22 protein-coding genes are annotated in these 24,924 nt (G+C 58.8%); 11 read left to right on the top strand and 11 right to left on the bottom strand.

All coding sequences use genetic code 11. The annotated features are described in order from the left end of the window. Positions 1–11: 11 nt before the first annotated feature. From ACIF4X_RS18380 to gcl, 6 genes are all read right to left on the bottom strand, one after another. Positions 12–926: an urea transporter gene (locus ACIF4X_RS18380; RefSeq protein WP_397483229.1), complete on the bottom strand. Its 915-nt coding sequence runs from the start codon at positions 924–926 to the stop codon at positions 12–14. Between the two features lie 152 nt (positions 927–1,078). After that, positions 1,079–2,494 (bottom strand): pyruvate kinase, encoded by a 1,416-nt coding sequence (gene pyk / locus ACIF4X_RS18375; protein ID WP_397483228.1) that lies wholly within the window; start codon positions 2,492–2,494, stop codon positions 1,079–1,081. Then, positions 2,491–3,765 carry a glycerate kinase gene (locus tag ACIF4X_RS18370; RefSeq protein ID WP_397483227.1) on the bottom strand — a complete coding sequence of 425 codons (1,275 nt, stop codon included), beginning with the start codon at positions 3,763–3,765 and terminating at the stop codon, positions 2,491–2,493. Before ACIF4X_RS18370 ends, pyk begins: the two co-directional genes overlap by 4 nt. A 170-nt stretch (positions 3,766–3,935) precedes the next feature. After that, the gene (locus ACIF4X_RS18365; protein WP_129391024.1) at positions 3,936–4,829 is read right to left on the bottom strand and encodes a 2-hydroxy-3-oxopropionate reductase; all 894 of its coding nucleotides are present in this window, start codon (positions 4,827–4,829) and stop codon (positions 3,936–3,938) included. A 130-nt stretch (positions 4,830–4,959) separates the two neighbouring features. After that, on the bottom strand, positions 4,960–5,742 hold the full coding sequence (gene hyi, locus ACIF4X_RS18360) for a hydroxypyruvate isomerase (protein WP_077571696.1): 783 nt from the start codon (positions 5,740–5,742) through the stop codon (positions 4,960–4,962). A gap of 179 nt (positions 5,743–5,921) precedes the next feature. After that, positions 5,922–7,697 carry a glyoxylate carboligase gene (gcl, locus tag ACIF4X_RS18355; protein ID WP_397483226.1) on the bottom strand — a complete coding sequence of 592 codons (1,776 nt, stop codon included), beginning with the start codon at positions 7,695–7,697 and terminating at the stop codon, positions 5,922–5,924. 268 nt (positions 7,698–7,965) lie between these two features. Here gcl and ACIF4X_RS18350 point away from each other — a divergent pair, with 268 nt between their 5' ends. After that, positions 7,966–8,406 carry a heme-binding protein gene (locus ACIF4X_RS18350; protein ID WP_397483225.1) on the top strand — a complete coding sequence of 147 codons (441 nt, stop codon included), beginning with the start codon at positions 7,966–7,968 and terminating at the stop codon, positions 8,404–8,406. A gap of 210 nt (positions 8,407–8,616) precedes the next feature. Then, complete coding sequence (locus ACIF4X_RS18345; RefSeq protein WP_397483224.1) at positions 8,617–9,075, top strand: REP-associated tyrosine transposase; 459 nt, start codon at positions 8,617–8,619, stop codon at positions 9,073–9,075. Positions 9,076–9,206: 131 nt separating this feature from the next. On the opposite strand, the gene ACIF4X_RS18340 is transcribed toward ACIF4X_RS18345, so the two are convergent. Further along, positions 9,207–9,812 carry a TetR/AcrR family transcriptional regulator gene (locus ACIF4X_RS18340; RefSeq protein WP_007919931.1) on the bottom strand — a complete coding sequence of 202 codons (606 nt, stop codon included), beginning with the start codon at positions 9,810–9,812 and terminating at the stop codon, positions 9,207–9,209. Between the two features lie 135 nt (positions 9,813–9,947). Between ACIF4X_RS18340 and ACIF4X_RS18335 the strand changes: the two genes are divergently transcribed. After that, positions 9,948–10,862, top strand: a complete 915-nt coding sequence (locus ACIF4X_RS18335) for a DUF808 domain-containing protein (RefSeq protein WP_397483223.1) — start codon at positions 9,948–9,950, stop codon at positions 10,860–10,862. 129 nt (positions 10,863–10,991) lie between these two features. Here the strand turns inward: ACIF4X_RS18335 and ACIF4X_RS18330 are convergent, their stop codons facing one another. Together ACIF4X_RS18330 and ACIF4X_RS18325 are read right to left on the bottom strand one after the other, a co-directional pair. After that, complete coding sequence (locus tag ACIF4X_RS18330; RefSeq protein WP_242209277.1) at positions 10,992–11,780, bottom strand: VacJ family lipoprotein; 789 nt, start codon at positions 11,778–11,780, stop codon at positions 10,992–10,994. Continuing rightward, a complete protein-coding gene (locus ACIF4X_RS18325; RefSeq protein ID WP_397483222.1) occupies positions 11,773–13,071 on the bottom strand; it encodes a serine/threonine protein kinase in 1,299 nt (432 codons plus the stop codon). The genes ACIF4X_RS18330 and ACIF4X_RS18325 overlap by 8 nt, the downstream gene beginning before the upstream one ends. Before the next feature lie 224 nt (positions 13,072–13,295). Between ACIF4X_RS18325 and ACIF4X_RS18320 the strand changes: the two genes are divergently transcribed. Then, positions 13,296–13,664 carry a hypothetical protein gene (locus tag ACIF4X_RS18320; protein ID WP_397483221.1) on the top strand — a complete coding sequence of 123 codons (369 nt, stop codon included), beginning with the start codon at positions 13,296–13,298 and terminating at the stop codon, positions 13,662–13,664. A gap of 122 nt (positions 13,665–13,786) precedes the next feature. Here ACIF4X_RS18320 and ACIF4X_RS18315 read toward each other — a convergent pair whose 3' ends face one another. Continuing rightward, on the bottom strand, positions 13,787–15,382 hold the full coding sequence (locus ACIF4X_RS18315) for a beta (1-6) glucans synthase (RefSeq protein WP_397483220.1): 1,596 nt from the start codon (positions 15,380–15,382) through the stop codon (positions 13,787–13,789). 286 nt (positions 15,383–15,668) lie between these two features. Here ACIF4X_RS18315 and ACIF4X_RS18310 point away from each other — a divergent pair, with 286 nt between their 5' ends. The 3 genes from ACIF4X_RS18310 to ACIF4X_RS18300 all read left to right on the top strand — a co-directional run bounded on the left by ACIF4X_RS18310 (position 15,669) and on the right by ACIF4X_RS18300 (position 18,726). Next, positions 15,669–16,520, top strand: a complete 852-nt coding sequence (locus tag ACIF4X_RS18310) for a glycine betaine ABC transporter substrate-binding protein (RefSeq protein WP_397483219.1) — start codon at positions 15,669–15,671, stop codon at positions 16,518–16,520. 239 nt (positions 16,521–16,759) lie between these two features. Next, positions 16,760–17,071 (top strand): DUF485 domain-containing protein, encoded by a 312-nt coding sequence (locus tag ACIF4X_RS18305; RefSeq protein WP_397483218.1) that lies wholly within the window; start codon positions 16,760–16,762, stop codon positions 17,069–17,071. Next, positions 17,068–18,726, top strand: coding sequence for a cation acetate symporter (locus ACIF4X_RS18300; protein ID WP_397483217.1), 1,659 nt, complete (start codon positions 17,068–17,070; stop codon positions 18,724–18,726). The genes ACIF4X_RS18305 and ACIF4X_RS18300 overlap by 4 nt, the downstream gene beginning before the upstream one ends. 1,149 nt (positions 18,727–19,875) lie before the next feature. Here ACIF4X_RS18300 and gltA read toward each other — a convergent pair. Beyond that, positions 19,876–21,165: a citrate synthase gene (gene gltA, locus ACIF4X_RS18295; RefSeq protein WP_007919904.1), complete on the bottom strand. Its 1,290-nt coding sequence runs from the start codon at positions 21,163–21,165 to the stop codon at positions 19,876–19,878. A 363-nt stretch (positions 21,166–21,528) separates the two neighbouring features. On the opposite strand from gltA, the gene sdhC reads away from it, so the two are divergent. The 4 genes from sdhC to ACIF4X_RS18275 are packed head-to-tail and all read left to right on the top strand — an operon-like array spanning position 21,529 to position 24,757. Then, entirely contained in the window at positions 21,529–21,903 is a 375-nt protein-coding gene (gene sdhC, locus ACIF4X_RS18290; RefSeq protein ID WP_016773673.1) for a succinate dehydrogenase, cytochrome b556 subunit, read from the top strand. Further along, entirely contained in the window at positions 21,897–22,265 is a 369-nt protein-coding gene (gene sdhD / locus ACIF4X_RS18285) for a succinate dehydrogenase, hydrophobic membrane anchor protein (RefSeq protein WP_003222999.1), read from the top strand. Before sdhC ends, sdhD begins: the two co-directional genes overlap by 7 nt. 3 nt (positions 22,266–22,268) lie before the next feature. Then, positions 22,269–24,041: a succinate dehydrogenase flavoprotein subunit gene (gene sdhA / locus ACIF4X_RS18280; protein WP_397483216.1), complete on the top strand. Its 1,773-nt coding sequence runs from the start codon at positions 22,269–22,271 to the stop codon at positions 24,039–24,041. Between the two features lie 11 nt (positions 24,042–24,052). After that, entirely contained in the window at positions 24,053–24,757 is a 705-nt protein-coding gene (locus ACIF4X_RS18275; RefSeq protein WP_053118486.1) for a succinate dehydrogenase iron-sulfur subunit, read from the top strand. Positions 24,758–24,924 lie beyond the last annotated feature (167 nt).

Raw genomic sequence — 24,924 nt, 5'->3', positions numbered from 1 at the left:
TGAATCGAAGATCAGCGCAGCCTAGGTTGATTCTCCCCATGAGCGCAAGGCGCATGCTCGACGACGGTTTTGCCGAGCATCTGAATCCCGGCGCGGATCAGCCAGCCGGCGAGGATGAAGGGCGCGGTCAGGGTCGCAAGGCCAACCGCTGCAAACAGCGGTGTGACCAGCAGCGCGAGAACGATGCCAAGCAGCGGCAACCAAGGTTGTTGACGTTGCGAAGAGAAGGCGAGGGCAGCGAGCACAGCGTTATAGCTGCCGAGGCCGAAAAGCGCAGCGTTGGTTTCGTGGTGCAGCAGACTGGAGCCGAGGCCGATTGCAGAGGCCAGCAGCGCCCAGCAAAAGGCGCGGCGATCGGCGATCAGCAAACCGATGGCGATCAGGGCGCCGGCCAGTGGATGACCGAGAAACATCACCTGGCCCAAACCACGCAGTTCGGCGGCAAGCAGGTTCAGCGTGCTCATTTCTACGTGTGTCATCGGCGCCGACGGTTCAGCGAACAGCAGCAGAACCCAGCTCATCGCCACGAACGGCGAGGTGTAGGCCGGAATCGAACGGCTGCTGTAGACATGTTTGAGCCATTGCTGGGTGACCATCGCGCTCAAGCCGCCAGCGGCAAGAATCAGCGGCGGCAGCATCGGCGACCACGGGAAATACAGGCTCAGCAGCAGACCGAGCAGCACGCCGTTATAGCTGAACAACCCGGCCTGACGATCAGCCTTGGCGTAGTTGCGCCGTTGCGCGGTGAGCAAACCGGCGACGGCACCGAGCAGCGCACCGGCGAACAGCACGGGCGCCGTCAGCAGGATCGCCAACAGGCACAACAGGCCGCACAGCGGATGACGCTGGAGGAATATTTGACTGAAACCGTTGAGCAATGCCTCGGCCCAGTCGGGGCAGTGGGTGTTGAAATGATTGGCAGGCATGGGCAGTTCATTCGTTACTGATCGTTCCCACGTCGAGGCGTCGAACCGTCTGCGTGGGAATGCCTCAAAGGACGCTCTGCGTCTGCTCTTGGGACGCAGAGCGTCCCGGGCCGCATTCCCACGCGGAGCGTGGGAACGATCATGGTGGGCGGTTAAATCAATGTTTCGATCCGCAGCGAGTTAGTCGATCCAGGCTGGCCGAACGGCACACCGGCAGTGATCAGCAGCGTGTCGCCACGCTCGGCCATGCCTTGGGCCTGGGCGATTTCCAGCGCGGTCGAGCAGACTTCGTCGACCTGACGCAGGCGATCGTTGACCACCGAGTGAATCCCCCACGCCACGCTTAAGCGGCGCGCGGTCTGCAGGTTCGGCGTCAGGTTGAGGATCGGCGCTTTCGGCCGCTCCCGCGCTGCACGCAGACTCGATGCACCGGACTCGCTGTAGTTGACCAGCACCGCCACTGGCAGCACGTTGCTGATGCGACGGATCGCGCAGCTGATCGCATCGGAAACGGTCGCTTCAGCTTTCGGCCGACTGACGTCGAGCTGAGTCTGATAATCCGGGCCGTTCTCTACCTGGCGGATGATCTTGCTCATCATCTGCACGGCTTCCAGCGGGTACTCGCCGGAGGCAGTTTCTGCCGACAGCATCACCGCATCGGCGCCTTCGGCCACGGCGTTGGCAACGTCAGTCACTTCGGCGCGGGTCGGGGCAGGGGAGAAGCGCATCGACTCGAGCATCTGCGTCGCCACCACCACCGGTTTACCGAGTTCACGGCAGGTGGTGATGATGTTTTTCTGAATCTGCGGCACGCTTTCGGCCGGCACTTCAACGCCGAGGTCGCCGCGAGCCACCATGATCGCGTCGCTCAATTCAGCGATTTCGCGCAGTTGTTCAACGGCGGAAGGCTTCTCGATTTTCGCCATCAAAAAGGCTTTGTCGCCGATCAATGCGCGGGCTTCGATGATGTCTTGCGGACGCTGCACAAACGACAGCGCGACCCAGTCCACACCCAGTTCCAGACCGAAGCTCAGGTCGCGGCGATCCTTGGCCGTCAGCGGGCTGAGGTCGAGCACCGCTTGCGGCACGTTGACGCCTTTGCGGTCCGACAGTTCGCCGCCATTGAGCACGGTGGTATCGATCGCATCGTCGTACTTGGTGACCACGCGCAGACGCAACTTGCCGTCGTCGAGCAGCAGATCCATGCCCGCTTCCAGCGCTTCGATGATCTCCGGATGTGGCAGGTTTACCCGGCGCTCATCACCCGGTGTTGCATCCAGATCCAGACGGAACGCCTGACCGCGATGCAGTTGCACCTTGCCGTCGGCGAACTTGCCGACGCGCAGTTTCGGCCCCTGCAAGTCCATCAGAATGCCCAGCGGGTAGTTGAGCTGGCGCTCGACCTCGCGGATCCACTGATAGCGCTTGGCGTGGTCGGCGTGATCGCCGTGGCTGAAGTTCAGGCGGAAGATATTGACCCCGGCCTCGACCAGTTCACGGATGTCTTCGATGCCGTCGACAGCAGGCCCGAGGGTGGCGAGAATTTTGACCTTTTTATCAGGCGTCATGATTTGCAGCTCTCAAGGATCAGAATGGCGCGGAAGTCGTTGACGTTGGTGCGGGTCGGCTCGGTGACGATCAGCGCATCGAGCGCCGCGAAATAGCCGTAGCCGTTGTTGTTATCCAGTTCATCGCTGGCGCTCAGGCCCAGCGCGGCGGCGCGGGCGTAGCTGTCCGGGGTCATGATCGCGCCGGCGTTGTCTTCCGAGCCGTCGATGCCGTCGGTGTCTCCGGCCAGGGCGTAAACGCCGGGCTGGCCTTTGAGGTTTTCGGTGAGGCTGAGAAGGAACTCGGCGTTGCGCCCGCCACGGCCATTGCCGCGCACGGTCACGGTGGTTTCGCCGCCGGAGAGAATCACGCACGGCGCTGCGAGTGGCTGGCCATGGTTGATGATCTGACGAGCGATGCCGGCGTGGACTTTCGCCACTTCGCGCGACTCACCTTCGAGGTCGCCGAGGATCAGCGTGCTGAACCCGGCCTGACGGCATTTCACCGCCGCCGCGTCCAGCGATTGCTGAGGGCGGGCGATCAACTGGAAGTGGCTGCGCGCCAGGCTTGGGTCGCCGGGTTTGACGGTTTCCGACTCGGGGCTTTGCAGCCAGTTGCGCACGGATGCGGGAATCTCGATGCCGTAACGTTTGATGATCGCCAGCGCTTCGGCGCAGGTGCTTGGATCGGCCACGGTCGGGCCGGAAGCGATGACCGTGGCGAGGTCGCCCGGCACATCGGAAATCGCGTAGGTGTAAACAGTGGCAGGCCAGCAGGCCTTGCCGAGACGGCCGCCCTTGATCGCCGAGAGGTGCTTGCGCACGCAGTTCATCTCGCCGATGGTCGCGCCGGATTTGAGCAGGGCTTTGTTGATCGATTGCTTGTCGGCGAGGGTGATGCCTTCGGCCGGCAGCGCCAGCAGGGCAGAGCCACCACCGGAGAGCAGGAAGATCACGCGGTCTTCTTCAGTCAGGTTGCTGACCAGTTCGAGTACGCGTTTGGCCACGGCCAGGCCGGCAGCGTCCGGCACGGGGTGCGCGGCTTCGACCACTTCGATTTTTTCGCACGGGGCGCCGTGACCGTAACGGGTCACAACCAGGCCAGAGACGTCACCCTCCCAGCAGCGCTCGACCACTTGCGCCATGGCGGCGGCGGCTTTGCCGGCACCGATGACAATCACTCGACCGCTGCGGTCGGCGGGCAAATGGGCTTCGAGGACCTGGTTCGGATGGGCCGCGTCGATGGCTGTGGCAAACAGCTCGCGCAGCAGTTGTTGCGGATCGACCGACATGGCGGGCTCCCGGAATTCTTGTTATTGGGATGGAGCGACAACGGTGCAGCGATGCGGTCCTTGTGGGAGCGGGCTTGCCAGCGATTCAGGCAGCGCGGTCATTCAGGCAAACCGCATTGATGCCATCGCGGGCAAGCCCGCTCCCACAGGGAGCGAGCCAGAAGCACAGATTATTTTTTGTCGCGAATCGAGAAGTTGGCCATGTGTTCCAGACCTTTGATCAGCGCCGAGTGGTCCCAGTTGCTGCCACCGATCGCCGCGCAGGTGCTGAACACTTGCTGGGCGTTGGCGGTGTTTGGCAGGTTGATGTTCAGCTCCTTGGCGCCTTGCAGGGCCAGGTTCAGGTCCTTCTGGTGCAGGCTGATGCGGAAGCCTGGATCGAAAGTGCCTTTGATCATGCGCTCGCCGTGCACTTCAAGGATCTTCGAAGAAGCGAAACCGCCCATCAGTGCTTCACGCACCTTGGCCGGATCAGCACCGTTTTTCGACGCGAACAGCAGGGCTTCAGCGACGGCCTGAATGTTCAGGGCAACGATGATCTGGTTGGCGACTTTGGCGGTTTGACCGTCGCCATTGCCACCGACCAGAGTGATGTTCTTGCCCATGGCCTGGAACAGCGGCAGGGCGCGTTCGAAGGCATCGGCGTCACCACCGATCATGATGCTCAGGGTTGCGGCTTTAGCGCCGACTTCACCGCCGGATACCGGTGCGTCGAGGTATTGCGCGCCTTTCTCATTGATCTTCGCAGCGAATGCCTTGGTGGCGGTCGGCGAGATCGAGCTCATGTCGATAACGATTTTGCCTTTGCTCAGGCCCGCGGCAACGCCGTCGGCGCGGAACAGTACGTCGTCGACCTGTGGGGTATCCGGCACCATGACGATGATGAATTCAGCTTCCTGCGCGACTTCGCGCGGGTTGGCCAGGGCGACGGCGCCGGCGGCAACCAGGTCGGCTGGAGCGGCGTCGTGGTGCGCCGACAGGAATAGGCTGTGACCGGCTTTCTGCAGGTTCGAAGCCATTGGGTGGCCCATGATGCCGGTGCCGATAAATCCGATTTTAGCCATGAGAAAATCCTCTTGTTTTTGTATGTCTCCCTGTAGGAGCTGCCGCAGGCTGCGATCTTTTGATCTTGATCTGTAAAAACAAGATCAAAAGATCGCAGCCTGCGGCAGCTCCTGCAGGGTCATGTATTTGTCAGATTGCGTTGTGGGTTTTCAGCCAGCCGAGGCCTGCTTCGGTGGTGGTCAGCGGCTTGTACTCACAGCCGACCCAACCCTGATAACCGATGCGATCGAGGTGTTCGAACAGGAAGCGGTAGTTGATTTCGCCGGTGCCTGGTTCGTTGCGCCCCGGGTTGTCCGCGAGCTGCACATGGTTGATCTCGCCCAGGTGCGATTGCAGGGTGCGGGCCAGATCACCTTCCATGATTTGCATGTGATAGATGTCGTATTGCAGGAACAGGTTGGCGCTGCCGACCTGTTCACGAATCGACAGGGCTTGCGCCGTGTTGTTCAGGTAGAAGCCCGGGATGTCGCGGGTGTTGATCGCTTCCATCACCAGTTTGATGCCCGCTGCCTGCAGCTTGTCGGCGGCGTATTTCAGGTTGGCAACGAAGGTCTTTTCTACCGTGGCATCGTCAACGCCTTGCGGACGAATACCGGCCAGGCAGTTGATCTGGGTGTTGCCCAGCACTTGTGCGTAAGCGATCGCCAGATCGACACCGGCGCGGAACTCTTCAACCCGATCCGGCAGACACGCGATACCGCGCTCGCCCTTGGCCCAGTCACCGGCCGGCAGGTTGAACAGCACTTGAGTCAGACCGTTGGCGTCGAGCTTGGCCTTGATTTCAGCGGAGCTGAAGTCGTACGGGAACAGATACTCGACACCGCTGAAACCAGCCTTGGCGGCGGCGTCGAAACGGGCAAGGAAATCCTGTTCGGTGAACAGCATGGACAGGTTGGCTGCGAAACGCGGCATGGTGGTCTCCTAAAAACGGATGTGACACGGTTGGTCAGACTGAACGCGATCAAGTCCCCTCTCCTGGGGGAGAGGGCTAGGGTGAGGGGGAATCCTGAGTCTGATCCCGATTGTGCGAGCACCGCAAAACCTTTCCCTCACCCCAGCCCTCTCCCAAGGGGAGAGGGGGCTAAAAGCAATCAATCAAGCAGCGAAATCGCCGTTGGCGCATCGTTGCCGACCAGCGCCAGGTCTTCGAATTCGTTGACGGCGTTGATCTCGGTACCCATGGAGATGTTGGTCACACGCTCCAGAATGATCTCGACGATCACCGGCACCTTGAACTCTTCAATCATCTGTTCGGCCTTGCGCAGGGCAGGGGCGATTTCCGATGGTTCGAATACACGCAGCGCTTTACAGCCGAGGCCTTCAGCCACTGCGACGTGGTCAACACCGTAACCGTTGAGTTCCGGCGCGTTGAGGTTATCGAAGGACAGCTGCACGCAGTAGTCCATTTCGAACCCGCGCTGGGCCTGACGGATCAGACCCAGGTACGAGTTGTTCACCACGACGTGGATGTAAGGCAGTTTGAACTGAGCGCCGACCGCCAGTTCTTCGATCATGAACTGGACGTCATAGTCCCCCGTCAGGGCCACGACTTTGCGGTTCGGATCGGCCTTCACCACGCCCAGCGCGGCCGGAATGGTCCAGCCCAACGGGCCTGCCTGGCCACAGTTGATCCAGTGACGCGGCTTGTAGACGTGCAGGAACTGCGCGCCGGCAATCTGCGACAGACCAATGGTGCTGACGTAGCAGGTGTCCTTGCCGAACACCTGGTTCATTTCTTCGTAAACGCGCTGTGGTTTCACCGGCACGTTGTCGAAGTGGGTCTTGCGATGCAGGCTGGCTTTGCGCTGCTGGCAGTCCTGCAACCAGGCACTGCGGTTTTTCAGCTTGCCGGCGGCTTGCCATTCACGAGCCACTTCGATGAACACGGTCAGCGCAGCGGCGGCGTCGGAAACGATGCCCAGATCCGGCGTGAACACACGACCGATCTGCGTGCCTTCGATGTCGACGTGAATGAACTTGCGGCCTTCGGTGTAAACGTCAACCGAACCGGTGTGGCGGTTAGCCCAACGGTTACCGATCCCCAACACCACGTCGGATTTCAGCATGGTGGCGTTGCCGTAACGGTGCGAAGTCTGCAGACCGACCATGCCGACCATCAGCGGGTGATCGTCCGGGATGGTGCCCCAGCCCATCAGGGTCGGGATCACCGGGATGCCGGTCAGCTCAGCGAATTCAACCAGCAGATCGCTGGCGTCGGCGTTGATGATGCCGCCACCGGCAACCAACAGTGGGCGCTCAGCCTGATCCAACAGAGCCAGAGCCTTCTCGACCTGAACGCGGGTCGCGGTCGGTTTGGCCAATGGCAGCGGCTGGTAAGCGTCGATGTCGAACTCGATTTCGGCCATCTGCACGTCGAACGGCAGGTCGATCAGCACTGGGCCTGGACGGCCGGAGCGCATTTCAAAGAACGCTTTCTGGAACGCGTAAGGCACTTGGCCCGGTTCCAGAACAGTGGTCGCCCACTTGGTCACTGGCTTGACGATGCTGGTGATGTCGACAGCCTGGAAGTCTTCCTTGTGCATACGGGCGCGGGGTGCCTGGCCGGTAATGCAGAGGATTGGAATCGAGTCGGCCGAGGCGCTGTAGAGCCCGGTGACCATGTCGGTACCGGCAGGGCCGGAAGTGCCGATGCACACGCCGATGTTGCCGGCCTTGGTGCGGGTGTAGCCCTCGGCCATGTGCGAGGCGCCTTCAACGTGGCGAGCAAGGACGTGATCGATGCCACCGACTTTCTGCAAGGCGGAGTACAGCGGGTTGATGGCAGCGCCCGGGATGCCAAAAGCGGTATCAACCCCTTCACGGCGCATCACCAGAACGGCGGCTTCGATTGCTCTCATTTTGCTCATGGTTTTGTGCCTCTTTACGTTTTGTAAGTGTATACAAGTGGCTTTGCGCAGAGTGTATTCACGGCGGACGGCGCAGGTCAATCCATTTTCTCAAGCGCCTGTTTCATTCGTCGGAAGCCTTTATGACTGTGGCTTTTCGTCGCATGTGGCGCTTTTCGAGAATTATTGTATACAAAAAAATAATTCATTGTGTTCTATTTGTTGCATCGGCCTGCGGCAGAAAACCGCAGGCCCACGACTTTCCCTATAACAAAATGAGGACGGCACCATGAGCGCTTTAACCTTGAAAGTCGCAGTCAACCTGGTCAACGAAGCCATCAACGCAGGGCGCGGCATCAACGCTGCGCCGCTGACCATCGCGGTACTCGATACCGGCGGCCACCTGATCACCCTGCAACGCGAAGACGGCGCCAGCCTGCTGCGCCCGAACATCGCCATCGGCAAAGCCTGGGGCGCCATCGCCCTGGGCAAAGGCTCACGCCTGCTGGCACTCGACGCGCAACAACGCCCAGCCTTTATTGCCGCACTGAACAGCATGGGCCAGGGCAGCGTCGTGCCGGCACCGGGTGGTGTATTGATTCGGGATCAGGCGGGGAACGTGCTGGGCGCGATCGGGATTAGTGGCGATCTGTCGGATATTGATGAGCAGGTGGCGATTAAAGCGGTGGAGGCGCTGGATTTGCGGGCGGATGCGGGGGTGGCTGCTTGATCTCTGGCGTCTGATCGATAGTCATCGCTGGCAAGCCAGCTCCCACAAGGTTTTGTGTTGAGCAAAGATTTTTGAACGACACAAACCACTGTGGGAGCTGGCTTGCCTGCGATGGCAGCCTGATTGACACATCAAGAAAAAAGACTAAACCAACCAAATGGATCACTGAGGTCTAGCCTTCTGATGAACTCATCATGAAGGGGCAATGGATTGCCTGATCTTCCTGCTTCACATCGCCTGCGAGCCGGCCGCTATGCCGAGCCGCATCGAATCTATCTACTGACTACCAACACACTTGATCGAGAACCGATCTTTGCCGATTTCACTTTGGGCAGATTGGTCGTTCATCAGTTTCGTCGTGCGCAAAATCTTGGACTGGCAAAGTCACTGGCCTGGGTTGTTATGCCGGATCATTTTCACTGGCTGATCGAACTGGAAAATTGTTCGCTCAAAAAACTGATGCGTGAAACCAAGTCGCTGATTACGCGGGAAGTGAATATGTCCATCAACCGGAAAGGACCGCTTTGGCAACAGGGTTTTCACGACCGTGCGCTGCGGCGGGAAGAGGATCTGGTGAAAATGGCGCGATATGTCGTAGCCAACCCTTTAAGGGCGGGACTCGTCGAAGAGATTGGCGACTATCCGCTGTGGGATGCAGTCTGGCTTTAACAATTTTGAATGGAGTTGCCTCCATCGCTGGCAAGCCAGCTCCCACAAGGATTTGTGTTGGTTGCTAAATCTGAACTCAACACAGAAACCTGTGGGAGCTGGCTTGCCAGCGATGGCGTCACCGCAATACTTCAGTCCGGCTCACACCCCTTCAGCACCAACCGGATAATCGTCTGCGCCGCCGCTTCATAATCCGCCTCGTCCAGCTTGTCCTTCCCCGTGACTGCAGAAATCTGCCAGTCGAAGTCGGCGTAGGTCTGGGTCGCGGCCCAGATGCTGAACATCAGGTGATTAGGGTCGATCGGGGCGATTTGCCCGCGGTCTATCCAGCTCTGGATACAGTCGATGTTGTGTTTGGCCTGGCCGTTCAACTGCTCGACCAGGTCGGCGCTCAGGTGCGGCGCGCCGTGCATGATTTCGCTGGCGAACACTTTCGAGGCGAAGGGCAGGTCGCGGGAGATGCGGATCTTCGAGCGGATGTAGCCGCTCAGCACTTCGCTCGGTACGCCGTCCGGATTGAACGGGGTCGAAGCCTGCAAGATCGGCACGATGATGCTTTCCAATACCTCGCGGTAAAGGTTTTCCTTGGACTTGAAGTAGTAGTAGACGTTGGGCTTGGGCAATCCCGCCTTGGCGGCGATGTCGCTGGTTTTGGTCGCAGCGAAGCCCTTGTCGGCAAACTCCTCACTGGCGGCACGCAGGATCAGTTCTTTGTTGCGCTCGCGGATTGTGCTCATAAACCCGGTGGTTCCTTGCCTGTTCTGGCGGTTGCGCATGGTAGCACCGGCCTCGCGCAGCGCTCAAGAATGCCCCGCGTGGTCTGTGGTCGCGTTATGCTTCGCAACATTCATACATAAAAGGAAACAGGATTCATGGCAGGAAGCAGTTTGCTGGTGCTGGTCGACGATATTGCCACCGTGCTGGATGACGTGGCGTTGATGAGCAAAATGGCCGCCAAGAAGACCGCCGGCGTGCTCGGTGATGATCTGGCGCTCAATGCCCAGCAGGTCTCCGGGGTGCGTGCCGAGCGGGAAATTCCCGTGGTCTGGGCCGTGGCCAAGGGCTCGTTCGTCAACAAACTGATCCTCGTGCCGTCGGCGCTGGCGATCAGTGCGTTTGTGCCGTGGTTGGTGACGCCGTTGTTGATGGTCGGTGGTGCGTATTTGTGCTTCGAGGGTTTTGAAAAGCTCGCGCACAAGTTTTTGCACAGCGCGGCTGAAGATGAAGCAGGGCACGCGCAGCTGACTGAGGCTGTCGCTGATCCAGCGACCGATCTGGTGGCCTATGAAAAGGACAAGATCAAAGGTGCGATTCGCACTGACTTCATTCTTTCGGCTGAAATCATCGCGATTACGCTCGGCACCGTGGCTACTGCTTCGCTGACTCAGCAAGTAATCGTGATGTCGGGCATCGCGATTGTCATGACGGTGGGCGTGTATGGGCTGGTGGCGGGCATTGTCAAACTTGACGACCTCGGCCTGTGGCTGACGCAGAAACCTGGGCAGATGGCCAAAAAGATTGGCAGCGGCATTCTCAGCGCTGCGCCGTACATGATGAAAACCCTGTCGGTGGTCGGTACGGCGGCGATGTTCCTGGTTGGCGGCGGCATCCTGACTCACGGTGTGCCGGTGGTGCATCACTGGATTGAGGGTGTCGGTGCGGCGGCGGGGAGTGCCGGGTTTGCGGTGCCGATGTTGCTCAACGGTGTGGCGGGGATTATTGCCGGTGCTGTGGTGTTGGCGGTGGTTTCTGTGGTCAGCAAAATCTGGAAAGCCGTGAAGGGCTAACCCGCGACACAAAACAAATGTGGGAGCGAGCTTGCTCGCGAAAGCGGAGTATCAGTCGACTTAAATGTTGACTGGATTACCGCATTCGCGAGCAAGCTCGCTCCCACAGTGTTTTGCGCCTGCCGAAAACTACTCGGCAATCTGCAACTTGCGCGCCTCGGTGTACACGTAACGCACTTTCTCGTACTCGAACGGCGAGTTCATCTGACCGTAGCGGAAGCTGGTCTGATAACGCTTGTCGACCGCACGCAGAGCCCAGATTTCCGGATGGTTGGAGCTGACTTCCGAGACATTGAGGAAGTTGATCGCCGATTCGGCGGTGTAATCCACGGCCAGGCCAGCGGTGTCGCGGATATTCGACGGGCCGAAGATCGGCAGTACGAAGTAAGCGCCGCCCGGAACACCGTAGAAGCCCAGGGTCTGACCGAAGTCTTCGCTCTGGCGCGGCAGGCCCATGGCGGTGGCCGGGTCCCACAGGCCGGCGATGCCGATGGTGGTGTTGAGCAGCAGGCGCGCGGTGGTTTCCATCGAGCGCTGGCCCTTGAACTGCAACAGGCTGTTGACCAGGTTCGGCACGTCACCGAGGTTGTTGAAGAAGTTACTCACGCCCGTACGCACGAAGCTCGGCGTGATGTAACGATAGCCATCGACCACCGGCAGGAACACCCATTGGTCGAAGCGATAGTTGAAGTGGTAAACCCGGCGGTTCCAGGATTCCAGCGGGTCGTAGACGTTCAGCGCGTTGAGCGTCGAGCGCTCGAATTCGCGTTGATCCAGCCCCGGGTTGAACTTGAGTTTGGACAGCGGCTCTTTGAAGCCGTCGCTGTCGACCACGACGGGCGCGTTGGCTTTACTGTTGTCGGCCTGGGCCACGCCTGCGCAGAGAAGCGCTGCAATCAGCAGGAGATATTTAGCCACGGAAGAACTCCAGCATGGCGTCGCTGTTGACGCGGTAGTTAAGGTTGCCGCAGTGGCCGCCCAGTGGATAAACAGTCAGGCGATCACCGAAGGTCTTGCGCAGGAAACCGAGGTCGCCCGGGCCGAGGATCACGTCGTCGGCGTTGTGCATCACGGCGATTTTCGGGCTGTCGTGCAGGTAATCCTTGAGCGCGTACAGGCTGACCTGGTCGATCAGTTGCAACAGGCTGCCGCCGTCGGTGCGCGCACGCCACATTGGAATCACTTGATCGGTCAGGTAGCAATCGAAGTCGCACTGCAGCGCACGCTTGAGGAACGGCGTGAGGCTGGTGCCTTCGGTGATCGGGAATTTCGGCGGAGTGATCAGGCCGCGACGGTTGATCAGGTCCGAAGTGAAGGCGATGTCGGCCGCCGAGAAGCGAAACGAGGTGCCGATCAGCATCGCCATCTGTTCGTTGGTCAGGTGCTGCTTGGACTGCTGGAAGTCATAGAGCAGTGCATCATTGAGGTCGATGTAGCCTTTTTGCTGGAAGTAGCGGGTCAGCTTGGACAGCACCAGTTCATAGAACGTCGTGCTGTTGTTGATGCCTTTAACTTCGGTTTGTACCAGCTTGTCGAGGTTGGTCACCGAGGTATAGAGGTTGACCGGCGGGTTGAGCAGCAGGACTTTCTTGAAGTTGAAGCTGCGACGCGTTTCGTCCAGATGCGCGACAAATGCGGCATCGAGCGCGCCCAGGCTGTAGCCGGTCAGGTAATACTCGGTCACCGGCAGATTCGGATTCTGTGCGCGTACGGCCTGCATCACCCGATACATGTCTTCGGCGTCTTCCTTGGTCACGCCCGGGGTGGCGAAGCGTGAGGCGGCGCTGATGAAGTCGAAACTGGTTGGCGACGACAACTGCACGACGTGGTAGCCGGCCTTGTAATAGAGCTTTTTCAGGTATTCGTTGAGCGTGCTGTCAAAGCGCGCACCGGTACCGGCAATCAGGAAGATCAGCGGGGCCGGTTTGTCCTGGGTGGCGATGCGGTAAGTGAGCTTCTTCACTGCCCAGAAATTGTCCGGCAGGATGAACTCGCGTTCCGGGCGCAGCGTCAGGCTGCGGTCCGACTGAGTGATGTCGTCATCCAGCGGCAGCTCCGGGCGCAAGTCCGGCGGGGTCGTGGCGATAGTCGCCTCGAACGGGTTGGTCAGGGGGTAGCCATAACTGGCGGCATCGATATCTACCGCCAGTGCGGACGCACTCAAAATAAGGCCGCTGAACAGCGCGGCGAAGCGCAAGGAACGGAGCATGACTAGATCCCTTAGAGGAAGGTGCCGAATGAAGTTCGCAGGCTATGACCACCGGGTTTGCGCCAAAGTGCCATGCTGCGGCACCAAACAGGTAGAATTCGGAGTAATAGTAGCTGGACGATACACTTTGCACGGTCTGAATGAACAGTTAAGTGTTGTTAGCGCTTGCGTATGCATGACGGCAGATTAAGCTGGCCGCCGATTTCTCATGATTGGAGTGCTTCATGTCCCGCCGCTTGCCCGTGATTGTGCTGCTCGTTCTGTTGTCGTTGTGGCTGGCCGCCAGTTATGGCGTGCGTTATGGCTTTATGGAGGACGGAAAGTGGGTCGGTATCTGCGTGGACGAGGCCAGTCGCTGGGAGTGTCAGGTGCGTTCGAACCTGGGTTTGATGATTCACTTCAAGGTGCTGGGCTGGACGGCGCTGGGCGCGGCGTTGATCGGTTTCGTCTTGCCGAGGCGAGCAGGGTGGTGGCTGGCGGTGCTGGCGCTGGTGTTTGGGGCGCCGGCACTGGCGTTGTACAACACCACGTTGGCGGTGTTTGCGTTGGTGATTGCCGGGTTGCGTCTGGTCCGCGAGTCCCGTAGCGCCTGACAGTCAGTCATCGCTGGCAAGCCAGCTCCCACAGGTTTTTGTGTCGTACACACATGTTGTGTTCAATCAATATCCTGTGGGAACTGGCTTGCCAGCGATGAGGGCTTGGAAGGCGCTAAAGATCAGGCCTTGCGAACGCGGAGGCAGCGCCACAACGCAGCGACCATCAGAGCGCTGACCAACGCCCAACCCCACGCCTGCTGATTCTGTAACCCTTCCTGATACAACTGCGGCGCAATCCCCGCACCGACAATAAAGGTCAGCAACGCAATCTCCCGACGCGGCACGCTCACTGGCCGGCACAGATAAACCAGCGCCGGCAGCACAAATGCCATGCTCGCAAAGCTGCGATAGCGCGGATCGAATACCATCTCGAGCATCATCACTGCCGCCGCAAAACCAGCCGCCGCTACCAGCCACCCAGCGCGACGATCAAGCAAATTGAACGCCCGTTCACGCCAACCGGCACGCGCACTCAGCGTCAATGCGGCGTGCGCCAACACCAGCAGATTCAACAGAGTCAGTAGTCCAACCCACAACCATTCACTGGCAAACCGCGTGGTCACCCGCGCCAGATCACCCCAGGCGCCGATGGAGCAAGCGGCGAGGGCGCCCAGCAGCGGCAAGACCAAAGCCGAGCGCGTTGTGCGAACCCGCCCGCCAAGCATCAGCGTGCCGAGGAAGATCAGTCCACCGACCGCCAGCCATTCTTTCCAGTACGGCACGTTGGTCACCGGCCCGGCCAGCACACCCTTGTCCTGACGATCGGCGTCAAACAAGCCCCAATACCCACCGACCGCGCCTTCACTGCCGCGCTTCCACGGCTGGTCAAACGCTTCAATCAGGTTGTAATGCCAACCTTCTTTCTCGGCCATCGCGACAAAACCACGAATGAACTTGGCCTCGTTGACGCGGCTCGGCAGGGCGGTCTCGCGCTGGCGGCCTTCGCTCGGCCAGCCGGTTTCGCCAATCATCACGTCTTTCGGTGCGAATTTATTGCCGAACACCTGACGCACATCCGCGACATGTTGCAGGGCAACGTCAATGTTCGACGGGTCATCCTCCCAGTACGGCAGCAAGTGGATGGTCAGGAAGTCCACCGCTGGCGCGACTTCAGGATGCTTGAGCCAGAACTCCCAGACATCGGCATAGGTGACCGGTTGCTTGACCTGGCGCTTGACCTTATTGATCAGCTTCGCCAGTTGCGCGCCCGTGACTTCCTTGCGCAGCAGCGCTTCGTTGCCGACGATCACCGCGCTAACCACGTCCGAGTTGGCGTTGGCTGATTTGATCAGCAGGTCGACTTCTTTCTCGGTGTCTACCGGGTTGCTGTTGACCCATGCGCCGATCATCAATTTCAAACCGTGTTTGCGCGCCAGATCCGGCAGTGCTTCCAGGCCTGTCATCGAATAAGTGCGAATGCACTCAAAGCGTGTCGCCAGCAATGCGAGATCGGCGTCCATGCGCTCCGGGCGCAGCTTGAACGGCACGTCGAACGGCGACTGATCTTTGTCGAATGGGGTGTAGGAGGCGCATTGCAATTTATGCGTCGGCGTCGCTGCGTCCGGCAGGATCACCGGTTGGCCGAGGCCGTACCAGAAGCCAGCGAGTGCGAACAAGCCCAGCAGGCAGGCGAAGAGATAAGGCAAAAAAGGGAAGCGGGAAGTCGCGGACATGGTCAGGCCGAGTGGCTGCAAAGCGACGCATGTTACCTGCATTTATAGAGGGGTTGGTGGTCCGCACGATTTTGACATGCAAAGTTCGGGCGGATTGTCTGGCGTCAAATATTCAGACGCCATTAATGGCCTTGTGATGTCGTTTCTCGTTGTCTTGAGGTCGCTGGCAGAGCAGGTCGCTATTGTCGTCAGGTCGATGATCGAAGTGTCAGTACTCCGCTGATGTTCTAACGAGTTTGCGGTCGGGCGTGATGGGGGCGCCGTGCACCATAACAATACGTTGACGCCGCCCGTCATCCGTCGGGCGCAGCATTTCGGGGAAGTAACGATGAAGATGCGACGACTTTTAGGCGCAAGTGCTGCTCTGGTGCTTGCGATGAGTTCCACTTTCGCCAGCGCAGAAAAACAGACCCTGAACATCGGTTACGTTGATGGCTGGTCCGACAGCGTCGCGACCACCCATGTGGCGGCCGAAGTGATCAAGCAGAAACTCGGCTACGACGTGAAGCTGCAAGCCGTCGCCACCGGGATCATGTGGCAGGGCGTGGCCACCGGCAAACTCGACGCCATGCTCTCGGCCTGGCTGCCAGTGACCCACGGCGAATACTGGACGAAGAACAAGGATCTGGTCGTCGATTACGGCCCGAACTTCAAGGATGCAAAAATCGGCCTGATCGTGCCGGAGTATGTGAAAGCCAAGTCGATCGAAGATCTGAAAACCGATGACACCTTCAAGAATCGTATCGTCGGTATCGATGCCGGTTCAGGCGTGATGCTCAAGACCGATCAGGCGATCAAGGATTATGGCCTCGACAAGTACTCGCTCAAGGCCAGTTCCGGCGCAGGCATGATCGCCGAGCTGACCCGTGCCGAGAAGAAAAACGAATCCATCGCCGTCACCGGCTGGGTGCCGCACTGGATGTTCGCCAAGTGGAAACTGCGCTTCCTTGACGACCCGAAAGGCGTGTATGGCGCGGCTGAAACTGTAAACAGCATCGGCAGCAAAGAACTCGACGCCAAGGCGCCGGAAGTGGCCAAGTTCCTGAAGAACTTCCAGTGGGCGTCGAAAGACGAGATCGGCGAAGTCATGCTGGCAATTCAGGACGGCGCCAAGCCTGAAGCCGCGGCCAAGGATTGGGTCGCCAAGCACCCGGATCGCGTGGCTGACTGGACCAAATAACCGCCTCACCGCCTAACCCTGTGGGAGCGAGCCTGCTCGCGAATGCGATCTGTCAGTTGATACATATTTCGACTGATCCGACGCTTTCGCGAGCAGGCTCGCTCCCACATTTATTTATGCATGCTTGAAATTGGCAAAAGTGTCATGGCGTTCTACTACTAAGGTCGTCTGTTACCGCGCTCGCAGCCGCATACATTAGCTATGTTCCAACAATAATCTGTGCTGCGAGGATAAAAACAATGAACGACAGCATTTACCTCTCGATTCAAAACAGTCCCCGATTCAAGGAGCTGGTCAAGAAAAGGGAACGATTCGCCTGGATACTCTCGGCAATCATGCTCGGGCTTTACTCTGCATTCATTTTGCTGATCGCGTACGGGCCGCAAGTGCTCGGGGCGAAACTCAGTCCTGGATCTTCAATTACCTGGGGTATCCCGATCGGTGTCGGCCTGATTATTTCGGCTTTCATCCTGACCGGTATCTATGTGCGCCGCGCCAATGGCGAGTTTGACGACCTGAACAATGCGATTCTCAAGGAGGCTCAGCAATGATCCGGCGTCTACTGGCTCTTTTGAGCATTTCGGCGTTCGCGCCTGCCGTCTGGGCCGCTGACGCCCTGACCGGCGAAGTCCACAAACAACCGCTCAACGTCGCAGCGATCGCCATGTTCGTCGTGTTCGTCGGTGCGACTCTGTGCATCACGTACTGGGCGTCCAAGCGCAACAAGTCGGCTGCCGACTACTATGCGGCGGGCGGCAAGATCACCGGTTTCCAGAACGGTCTGGCGATTGCCGGTGACTACATGTCGGCGGCGTCCTTCCTGGGGATTTCCGCGCTGGTGTTTACCTCCGGCTACGATGGCCTGATCTACTCGATCGGCTTCCTGGTGGGCTGGCCGATCATTCTGTTCCTGATCGCCGAGCGCCTGCGTAACCTGGGTAAATACACTTTTGCCGACGTGGCGTCCTACCGCCTCGGGCAAACCCAGATCCGCACGCTGTCGGCCTGCGGTTCGCTGGTGGTGGTGGCGTTCTACCTGATCGCGCAAATGGTCGGTGCCGGCAAGCTGATCCAGCTCCTGTTCGGCCTCGATTACTACGTGGCGGTGATTCTGGTCGGCATCCTGATGTGCATGTACGTGCTGTTCGGCGGCATGCTGGCGACCACCTGGGTGCAGATCATCAAGGCCGTGCTGTTGCTGTCCGGTGCTTCGTTCATGGCGCTGATGGTGATGAAGCACGTCAACTTCGACTTCAACATGCTGTTCTCGGAAGCGATCAAGGTTCACCCGAAAGGTGAGGCGATCATGAGCCCGGGCGGTCTGGTGAAAGATCCGATTTCAGCGTTCTCGCTGGGCCTGGCACTGATGTTCGGTACGGCTGGTCTGCCGCACATCCTCATGCGCTTCTTCACCGTGAGTGACGCAAAAGAAGCCCGTAAGAGCGTGCTCTACGCCACTGGCTTCATTGGTTACTTCTACATCCTGACCTTCATCATCGGCTTCGGCGCGATCCTGCTGGTCAGCACCAATCCGGCCTTTAAAGATGCGGCGGGCGCTCTGCTCGGTGGCAACAATATGGCGGCGGTGCACCTGGCTGACGCGGTGGGCGGCAGTATCTTCCTTGGCTTTATCTCGGCGGTAGCCTTTGCGACCATTCTGGCAGTTGTGGCGGGTCTGACCCTGGCCGGTGCTTCGGCGGTGTCTCACGACCTGTATGCCAGCGTGATCAAGAAGGGCAAGGCCAACGACAAGGATGAGATTCGCGTTTCGAAGATCACCACCATCGCACTGGGGATCCTGGCGATTGGCCTGGGTATCTTGTTCGAAAGCCAGAACATTGCGTTCATGGTGGGTCTGGCGTTCTCGATCGCGGCGAGCTGTAACTTCCCGGTGCTGCTGCTTTCGATGTACTGGAAGAAGCTGACCACTCGTGGTGCGATGATCGGCGGCTGGTTGGGGCTAGTGAGTGCGGTGGGGCTGATGATTCTTGGTCCGACCATCTGGGTGCAGATTCTGCATCATGAGAAGGCGATCTTCCCTTACGAGTATCCGGCGCTGTTTTCGATGATCATTGCCTTTGTCGGGATCTGGTTCTTCTCGATCACTGACAAGTCGGCGGCTGCGGATAACGAGCGGGCGTTGTTCTTCCCGCAGTTTGTGCGTTCGCAGACGGGGTTGGGGGCGAGTGGGGCGGTTTCGCATTGATGGTTTGATGGTTTTTTAATGTTGTGCTGAATGCCCCGGTTGAGAGATCGGGGCATTTTTATTGGGCGGTTATCGGCTAGAGCTGTGTACATATCCGTTGCTGCGGTAACGGCTTCTTAGGGTTTCGCCCTTACGGCGACTCACTTTTTTTACAAGCGCCAAAAAAAAGTAAGCAAAAAAACGCTTGCTCCTACGTGCGGCCCGCTCGCTGGGGCTCGGGGTTCCTTCGCTCCGGGATCGATCCGGGCGCAGCGCCTACGGTTTGCTTCGCTGCACCTCCTCTCGCTGTGTTTGGCTTCGCCAAACGGTCGCTGCGCTCCCACGCCCGGATCAATCCCGGAACGAAGCCTTCCGACGTCGCCCGTGGAGCAAGATCAAGAGCAGGCGAGCTGACACTCGGCCTATTGAGTGGTGAAGAGCGCGGGTGTTCGGCTTTTGATTTGCGTTGTTGCCGCCCCTCACCCCAGCCCTCTCCCGAGGGCGAGGGAGCCGATTTTTGGGCTTTTCAAAATCTGAGTTCAACGCGCTATCGCACGTCGGCGTAGCTCTTCCAGTCCACGCGGTCAGTCCCCTCTCCCTCCGGGAGAGGGTTAGGGTGAGGGGCTTTTGATCTGTTCCAGAATCTGAATTCGACTCGGTATTTCACGTCGGCGTACATTTCCCAAACACCGCGATCAGTCCCCTCTCCCTCCGGGAGAGGGCTAGGGTGAGGGGCTCTTGATCTGGCTTTTGATCTTGCTTTGGCCTTGGCTTTTGATCTTTTGCCCCTTTCGGCAGGCCGAGCGGAGGTGTTCATCCGGGGGTTAGGCGCGAAGCGCCGTGCGGCGAAGCCGCATACATCGAGAGGAGGTGCAGCGAAGCAAACCGTAGGCGATGCCCCCGGATGGACACCGTAGCGAGGGAACACTGAGCCTCAGCGAAGTGCCGTACGCCAGGGGCAAAGCCTTTTGGTTCCTTTTTGCTGGGCCGGCACTCCGGCGTTTGAAAAAGTGAGTCGCTGTAAGAGCGAAACCGCCAGCGGCAACACCCGCAGCAACGGATATGCCCCCAATCCCAATCCCAATCCCAAACCCAAACAAACAAAAACGGCCCCTATATAAATAGAGGCCGTTCCCGGTACAACATTAAAACGTTATCGCAAGACAAATCTTATTTGCGGTCTTCCAGCTTGGAAATATCACGCGACTCGTAACCAGTGTACAACTGGCGCGGACGGCCAATCTTGTACGGGCTCGAAAGCATCTCTTTCCAGTGCGAAATCCAGCCAACAGTACGTGCCAACGCGAAAATCACCGTGAACATGCTGGTCGGAATGCCGATCGCCTTGAGGATGATCCCCGAGTAGAAGTCGACGTTCGGGTACAGCGAGCGCTCGATGAAGTACGGGTCGGTCAACGCAATCTCTTCCAGGCGCATGGCCAGTTCGAGTTGCGGATCGTTGTTGATGCCCAGTTCCTTCAGTACTTCGTCGCAGGTCTGCTTCATGACAGTCGCGCGAGGGTCGCGGTTCTTGTAAACGCGGTGACCGAAACCCATCAGTTTGAACGGATCGTTCTTGTCCTTGGCCTTGGCGATGAACTTGTCGATGTTCGACACATCGCCAATCTCGTCAAGCATGGTCAACACGGCTTCGTTCGCACCGCCGTGGGCAGGGCCCCACAGTGCGGCGATACCGGCGGCGATACAGGCGAACGGGTTGGCACCCGAAGAACCTGCCAGACGTACGGTGGAAGTCGATGCGTTCTGCTCGTGGTCGGCGTGGAGGATGAAGATCCGGTCCATGGCCTTGGCGAGCACCGGGCTGATCGGTTTGATCTCGCACGGGGTGTTGAACATCATGTGCAGGAAGTTTTCCGCGTACGTCAGGTCGTTGCGCGGGTACATCATGGGTTGGCCCATGGAGTACTTGTAAACCATCGCTGCCAGGGTCGGCATCTTGGCAACCAGACGGATCGCGGAGATTTCGCGATGCTGCGGGTTATTGATGTCGAGGGAGTCGTGGTAGAAGGCCGAGAGGGCGCCGACTACACCGCACATGACGGCCATCGGGTGGGCGTCGCGACGGAAACCGTTGAAGAAGGTTTTCAGCTGCTCGTGAACCATGGTGTGGTTTTTCACGGTGCTGACGAACTGGGCCTTCTGCTCTGCGGTCGGCAGTTCGCCGTTGAGCAACAGATAGCAGGTTTCCAGGTAGTCCGACTTTTCAGCCAGCTGTTCGATCGGGTAGCCGCGGTGCAACAGAATGCCGTTGTCGCCGTCGATATAGGTGATCTTCGACTCGCACGAAGCGGTCGACATGAAACCAGGGTCGAACGTGAAGCGGCCCGTGGCCGTCAGGCCCCGAACATCGATTACATCGGGACCAACGGTGCCGGTTAAAATGGGCAGCTCGACGGGGGCTGCGCCCTCGATGATCAACTGCGCTTTTTTGTCAGCCATGTGGCCTCCTATTTATGCTTGAACCATCAGACAGACCCCCCACGCAGGGCCCGCACCACTATAGTGAGATAAATTCGAATGTCAATTTGCCTAAAGTCTTGCTCCAGAAGGCTTTAAGCGCACTTTTTCCTCGAAATTGACTGCCATTTACGCCTTTTATGCAACTTGTGCAATCAGCTATTGGGGGTAGGTGATTGCGTTGTCATTAGTAGCCTAACTGTCTATACTCGGCCACCGACCGCCAAGGGCTTTTGGGCTTGCTTTCATTGGGGGTCGCATCCCTGGGTGGTGGTTACCTGACCAGTGCACTCCCCAACAACTTTGCCCTGATTGTTAGGGGCTCTTCAGTGTGAAAAAAAAGCCGTGAAAAGCCAACGACCTGTAAACCTAGACCTAAGGACCATCAAACTCCCAGTCACTGCTTACACGTCCATTCTTCACCGAATCTCCGGTGTCATCCTCTTCGTGTGCCTTGCCATCATGCTTTACGCATTGGACAAGTCGCTGAGCTCCGAGGAAGGCTTCGGTCAGGTGAAAGCGTGTCTGACCAGTCCGCTAGCCAAGCTAGTGATTTGGGGCATCCTGTCCGCTCTGCTGTATCACCTGGTAGCCGGTGTGCGCCATTTGATCATGGACATGGGCATCGGTGAGACGCTGGAAGGCGGCAAGCTGGGCTCGAAAATCGTTATCGCCGTTTCCGTGGTGGTAATCGTTCTGGCAGGAGTTTGGATATGGTAACTAACGTCACGAACCTGTCGCGTTCGGGCCTCTATGACTGGATGGCGCAACGTGTGTCTGCGGTCGTTCTCGCGGCTTACTTCATCTTTCTGATCGGATACGTCGTGGCCCACCCAGGCCTCGAGTATGCCCAGTGGCATGAACTGTTCGCCCACAACGGGATGCGTATTTTCAGCCTGCTGGCCCTTGTTGCTCTCGGCGCTCACGCCTGGGTCGGCATGTGGACCATCGCGACTGACTACCTGACGCCAATGGCGTTCGGCAAGTCCGCAACGGCGATACGTTTCCTTTTCCAGGCAGTATGCGGCGTTGCGATGTTCGCTTACTTCGTCTGGGGTGTGCAGATTCTCTGGGGTATCTGAGTCATGGCTAACATTCCAACGATTTCTTTCGACGCCATCATTATTGGTGGTGGCGGTGCCGGCATGCGCGCTGCGCTGCAATTGGCACAGGGCGGTCACAAGACTGCCGTGATCACCAAGGTTTTCCCGACCCGTTCGCACACCGTATCCGCTCAGGGCGGCATCACGTGCGCAATCGCGTCCGCTGACCCGAACGATGACTGGCGCTGGCACATGTACGATACCGTCAAGGGTTCCGACTACATCGGTGACCAGGACGCTATCGAATACATGTGTCAGGAAGGCCCGGCTGCTGTTTATGAGCTGGACCACATGGGCATGCCGTTCTCGCGTACCGAACAGGGCCGTATCTACCAGCGTCCGTTCGGTGGTCAGTCCAAGGACTACGGCAAAGGCGGGCAGGCTGCCCGTACGTGCGCCGCTTCCGACCGTACCGGTCACGCACTGCTGCACACCCTTTATCAGGGCAACCTGAAAGCCGGTACCACGTTCCTGAACGAGTACTACGCTGTCGATCTGGTGAAAAACCAGGAAGGCGACTTCGTCGGTGTGATCGCGATCTGCATCGAAACCGGCGAAACCACCTACATCCGCGCCAAAGCCACCGTATTGGCTACCGGCGGTGCAGGTCGTATCTCCGCATCCACCACCCATGCCCTGATCAACCCCGGTGACGGCGTCGGCATGGCTCTGCGTGCTGGCGTGCCGGTACAAGACATCGAAATGTGGCAGTTCCACCCGACCGGCATCGCCGGCGCCGGTGTACTGGTGACCGAAGGTTGCCGTGGTGAAGGTGGTTACCTGATCAACAAGCACGGCGAGCGTTTCATGGAGCGTTATGCTCCGAACGCCAAAGACCTTGCCGGTCGTGACGTTGTTGCTCGCTCGATGGTTAAAGAAATCATCGCCGGCAACGGTTGCGGCCCGAATGGCGACCACGTACTGCTCAAACTCGACCACCTGGGCGAGGAAGTACTGCACAGCCGTCTGCCAGGCATCTGCGAACTGTCGAAGACTTTCGCACACGTTGACCCGGTTGTTGCGCCGGTTCCGGTTGTTCCGACTTGCCACTATATGATGGGCGGCGTTGCCACCAACATTCATGGTCAGGCGATCACCCAGGACGCTGAAGGCGTCGACAAGATCATCCCGGGCCTGTTCGCTGTAGGCGAAGTGGCTTGCGTATCGGTTCACGGTGCCAACCGTCTGGGCGGCAACTCGCTGCTCGACCTGGTGGTATTCGGCCGCGCTGCTGGCCTGCACCTGGAAAAAGCGCTGACCGACGGCATCGAATACGACGACGCTACCGAAGCCGACATCGAAGCTGCCCTGTCGCGTCTGAACGCGCTGAACAGCCGTACGGATGGCGAAGACGTGGCTACCCTGCGTCGCGAACTGCAAAACTGCATGCAGAACTACTTCGGTGTATTCCGTACCGGCGAATACATGCAGAAAGGTATCGCTCAGCTTGCTGACCTGCGTACCCGCATCGCCAACGTGAAGATCAACGATAAGTCGCAGGCGTTCAACACTGCCCGTATCGAAGCGCTGGAACTGCAAAACCTGCTGGAAGTGGCTGAAGCTACCGCCATCGCCGCTGAAGTCCGCAAAGAGTCGCGCGGTGCTCACGCCCGTGAAGACTTCGAAGACCGTGACGACGAAAACTGGCTGTGCCACACCCTGTACTTCCCGGGTGACAAGCGCGTCACCAAGCGTGCCGTGAACTTCTCGCCGAAGACTGTTCCGACTTTTGAACCTAAGATTCGGACTTATTAAGGGTGGCCGCCATGTTGCAAGTCAGCGTTTATCGTTACAACCCTGATCAGGACGCCGCGCCGTTCATGCAGGAATTCCAGGTCGATACCGGTGGTAAAGACCTGATGGTGCTGGACGTACTGGCCCTGATCAAAGAGCAGGACGAAGGTTTCTCCTATCGTCGCTCTTGCCGTGAAGGCGTTTGTGGTTCCGACGGCATGAACATCAACGGCAAAAACGGTCTGGCGTGCATCACGCCGCTGTCTGCCGTTGTAAAAGGTAACAAGTTGATCGTTCGTCCGCTGCCAGGTTTGCCGGTTATCCGTGACCTGGTCGTTGATATGAGCATCTTCTACAAGCAATACGAGAAGGTGAAGCCTTACCTGCAGAATGACACGCCGGCTCCGGCCATCGAGCGTCTGCAGTCGCCAGAAGAGCGTGAAAAGCTCGACGGTCTGTACGAGTGCATCCTGTGCGCCTGCTGCTCGACTTCGTGCCCGTCCTTCTGGTGGAACCCGGACAAGTTCCTGGGTCCAGCTGCACTGCTGCAAGCTTATCGCTTCCTGGCAGACAGCCGTGATACCAAGACTACCGAGCGTCTGGCTTCGCTCGATGACCCGTTCAGCGTTTTCCGCTGCCGGGGCATCATGAACTGCGTCAACGTATGTCCGAAAGGCCTGAACCCGACTAAGGCCATCGGTCACATCCGTAACATGTTGCTTTCGAGCGGCGTGTGATTCAGCTGCTGTAACCGCTGCACCGTAGAGGCTGTGGCGCGGGCTTCAACCCGCGTCATGGCTATAACCAGAGCAGTAGCCATAAGCTGCGGCTCTTATTTTGAAGAAATGAGACAAGCAGGGGCATCCGGGCTGGTACCCGGACTATCAGTGTGATCCTAAGTGGC

This window comes from Pseudomonas sp. NPDC085632 (assembly GCF_044541255.1).
In the GTDB taxonomy this organism is placed as follows: Bacteria; Pseudomonadota; Gammaproteobacteria; order Pseudomonadales; family Pseudomonadaceae; genus Aquipseudomonas.
This window is presented reverse-complemented; position numbering and strand designations above follow the sequence as displayed.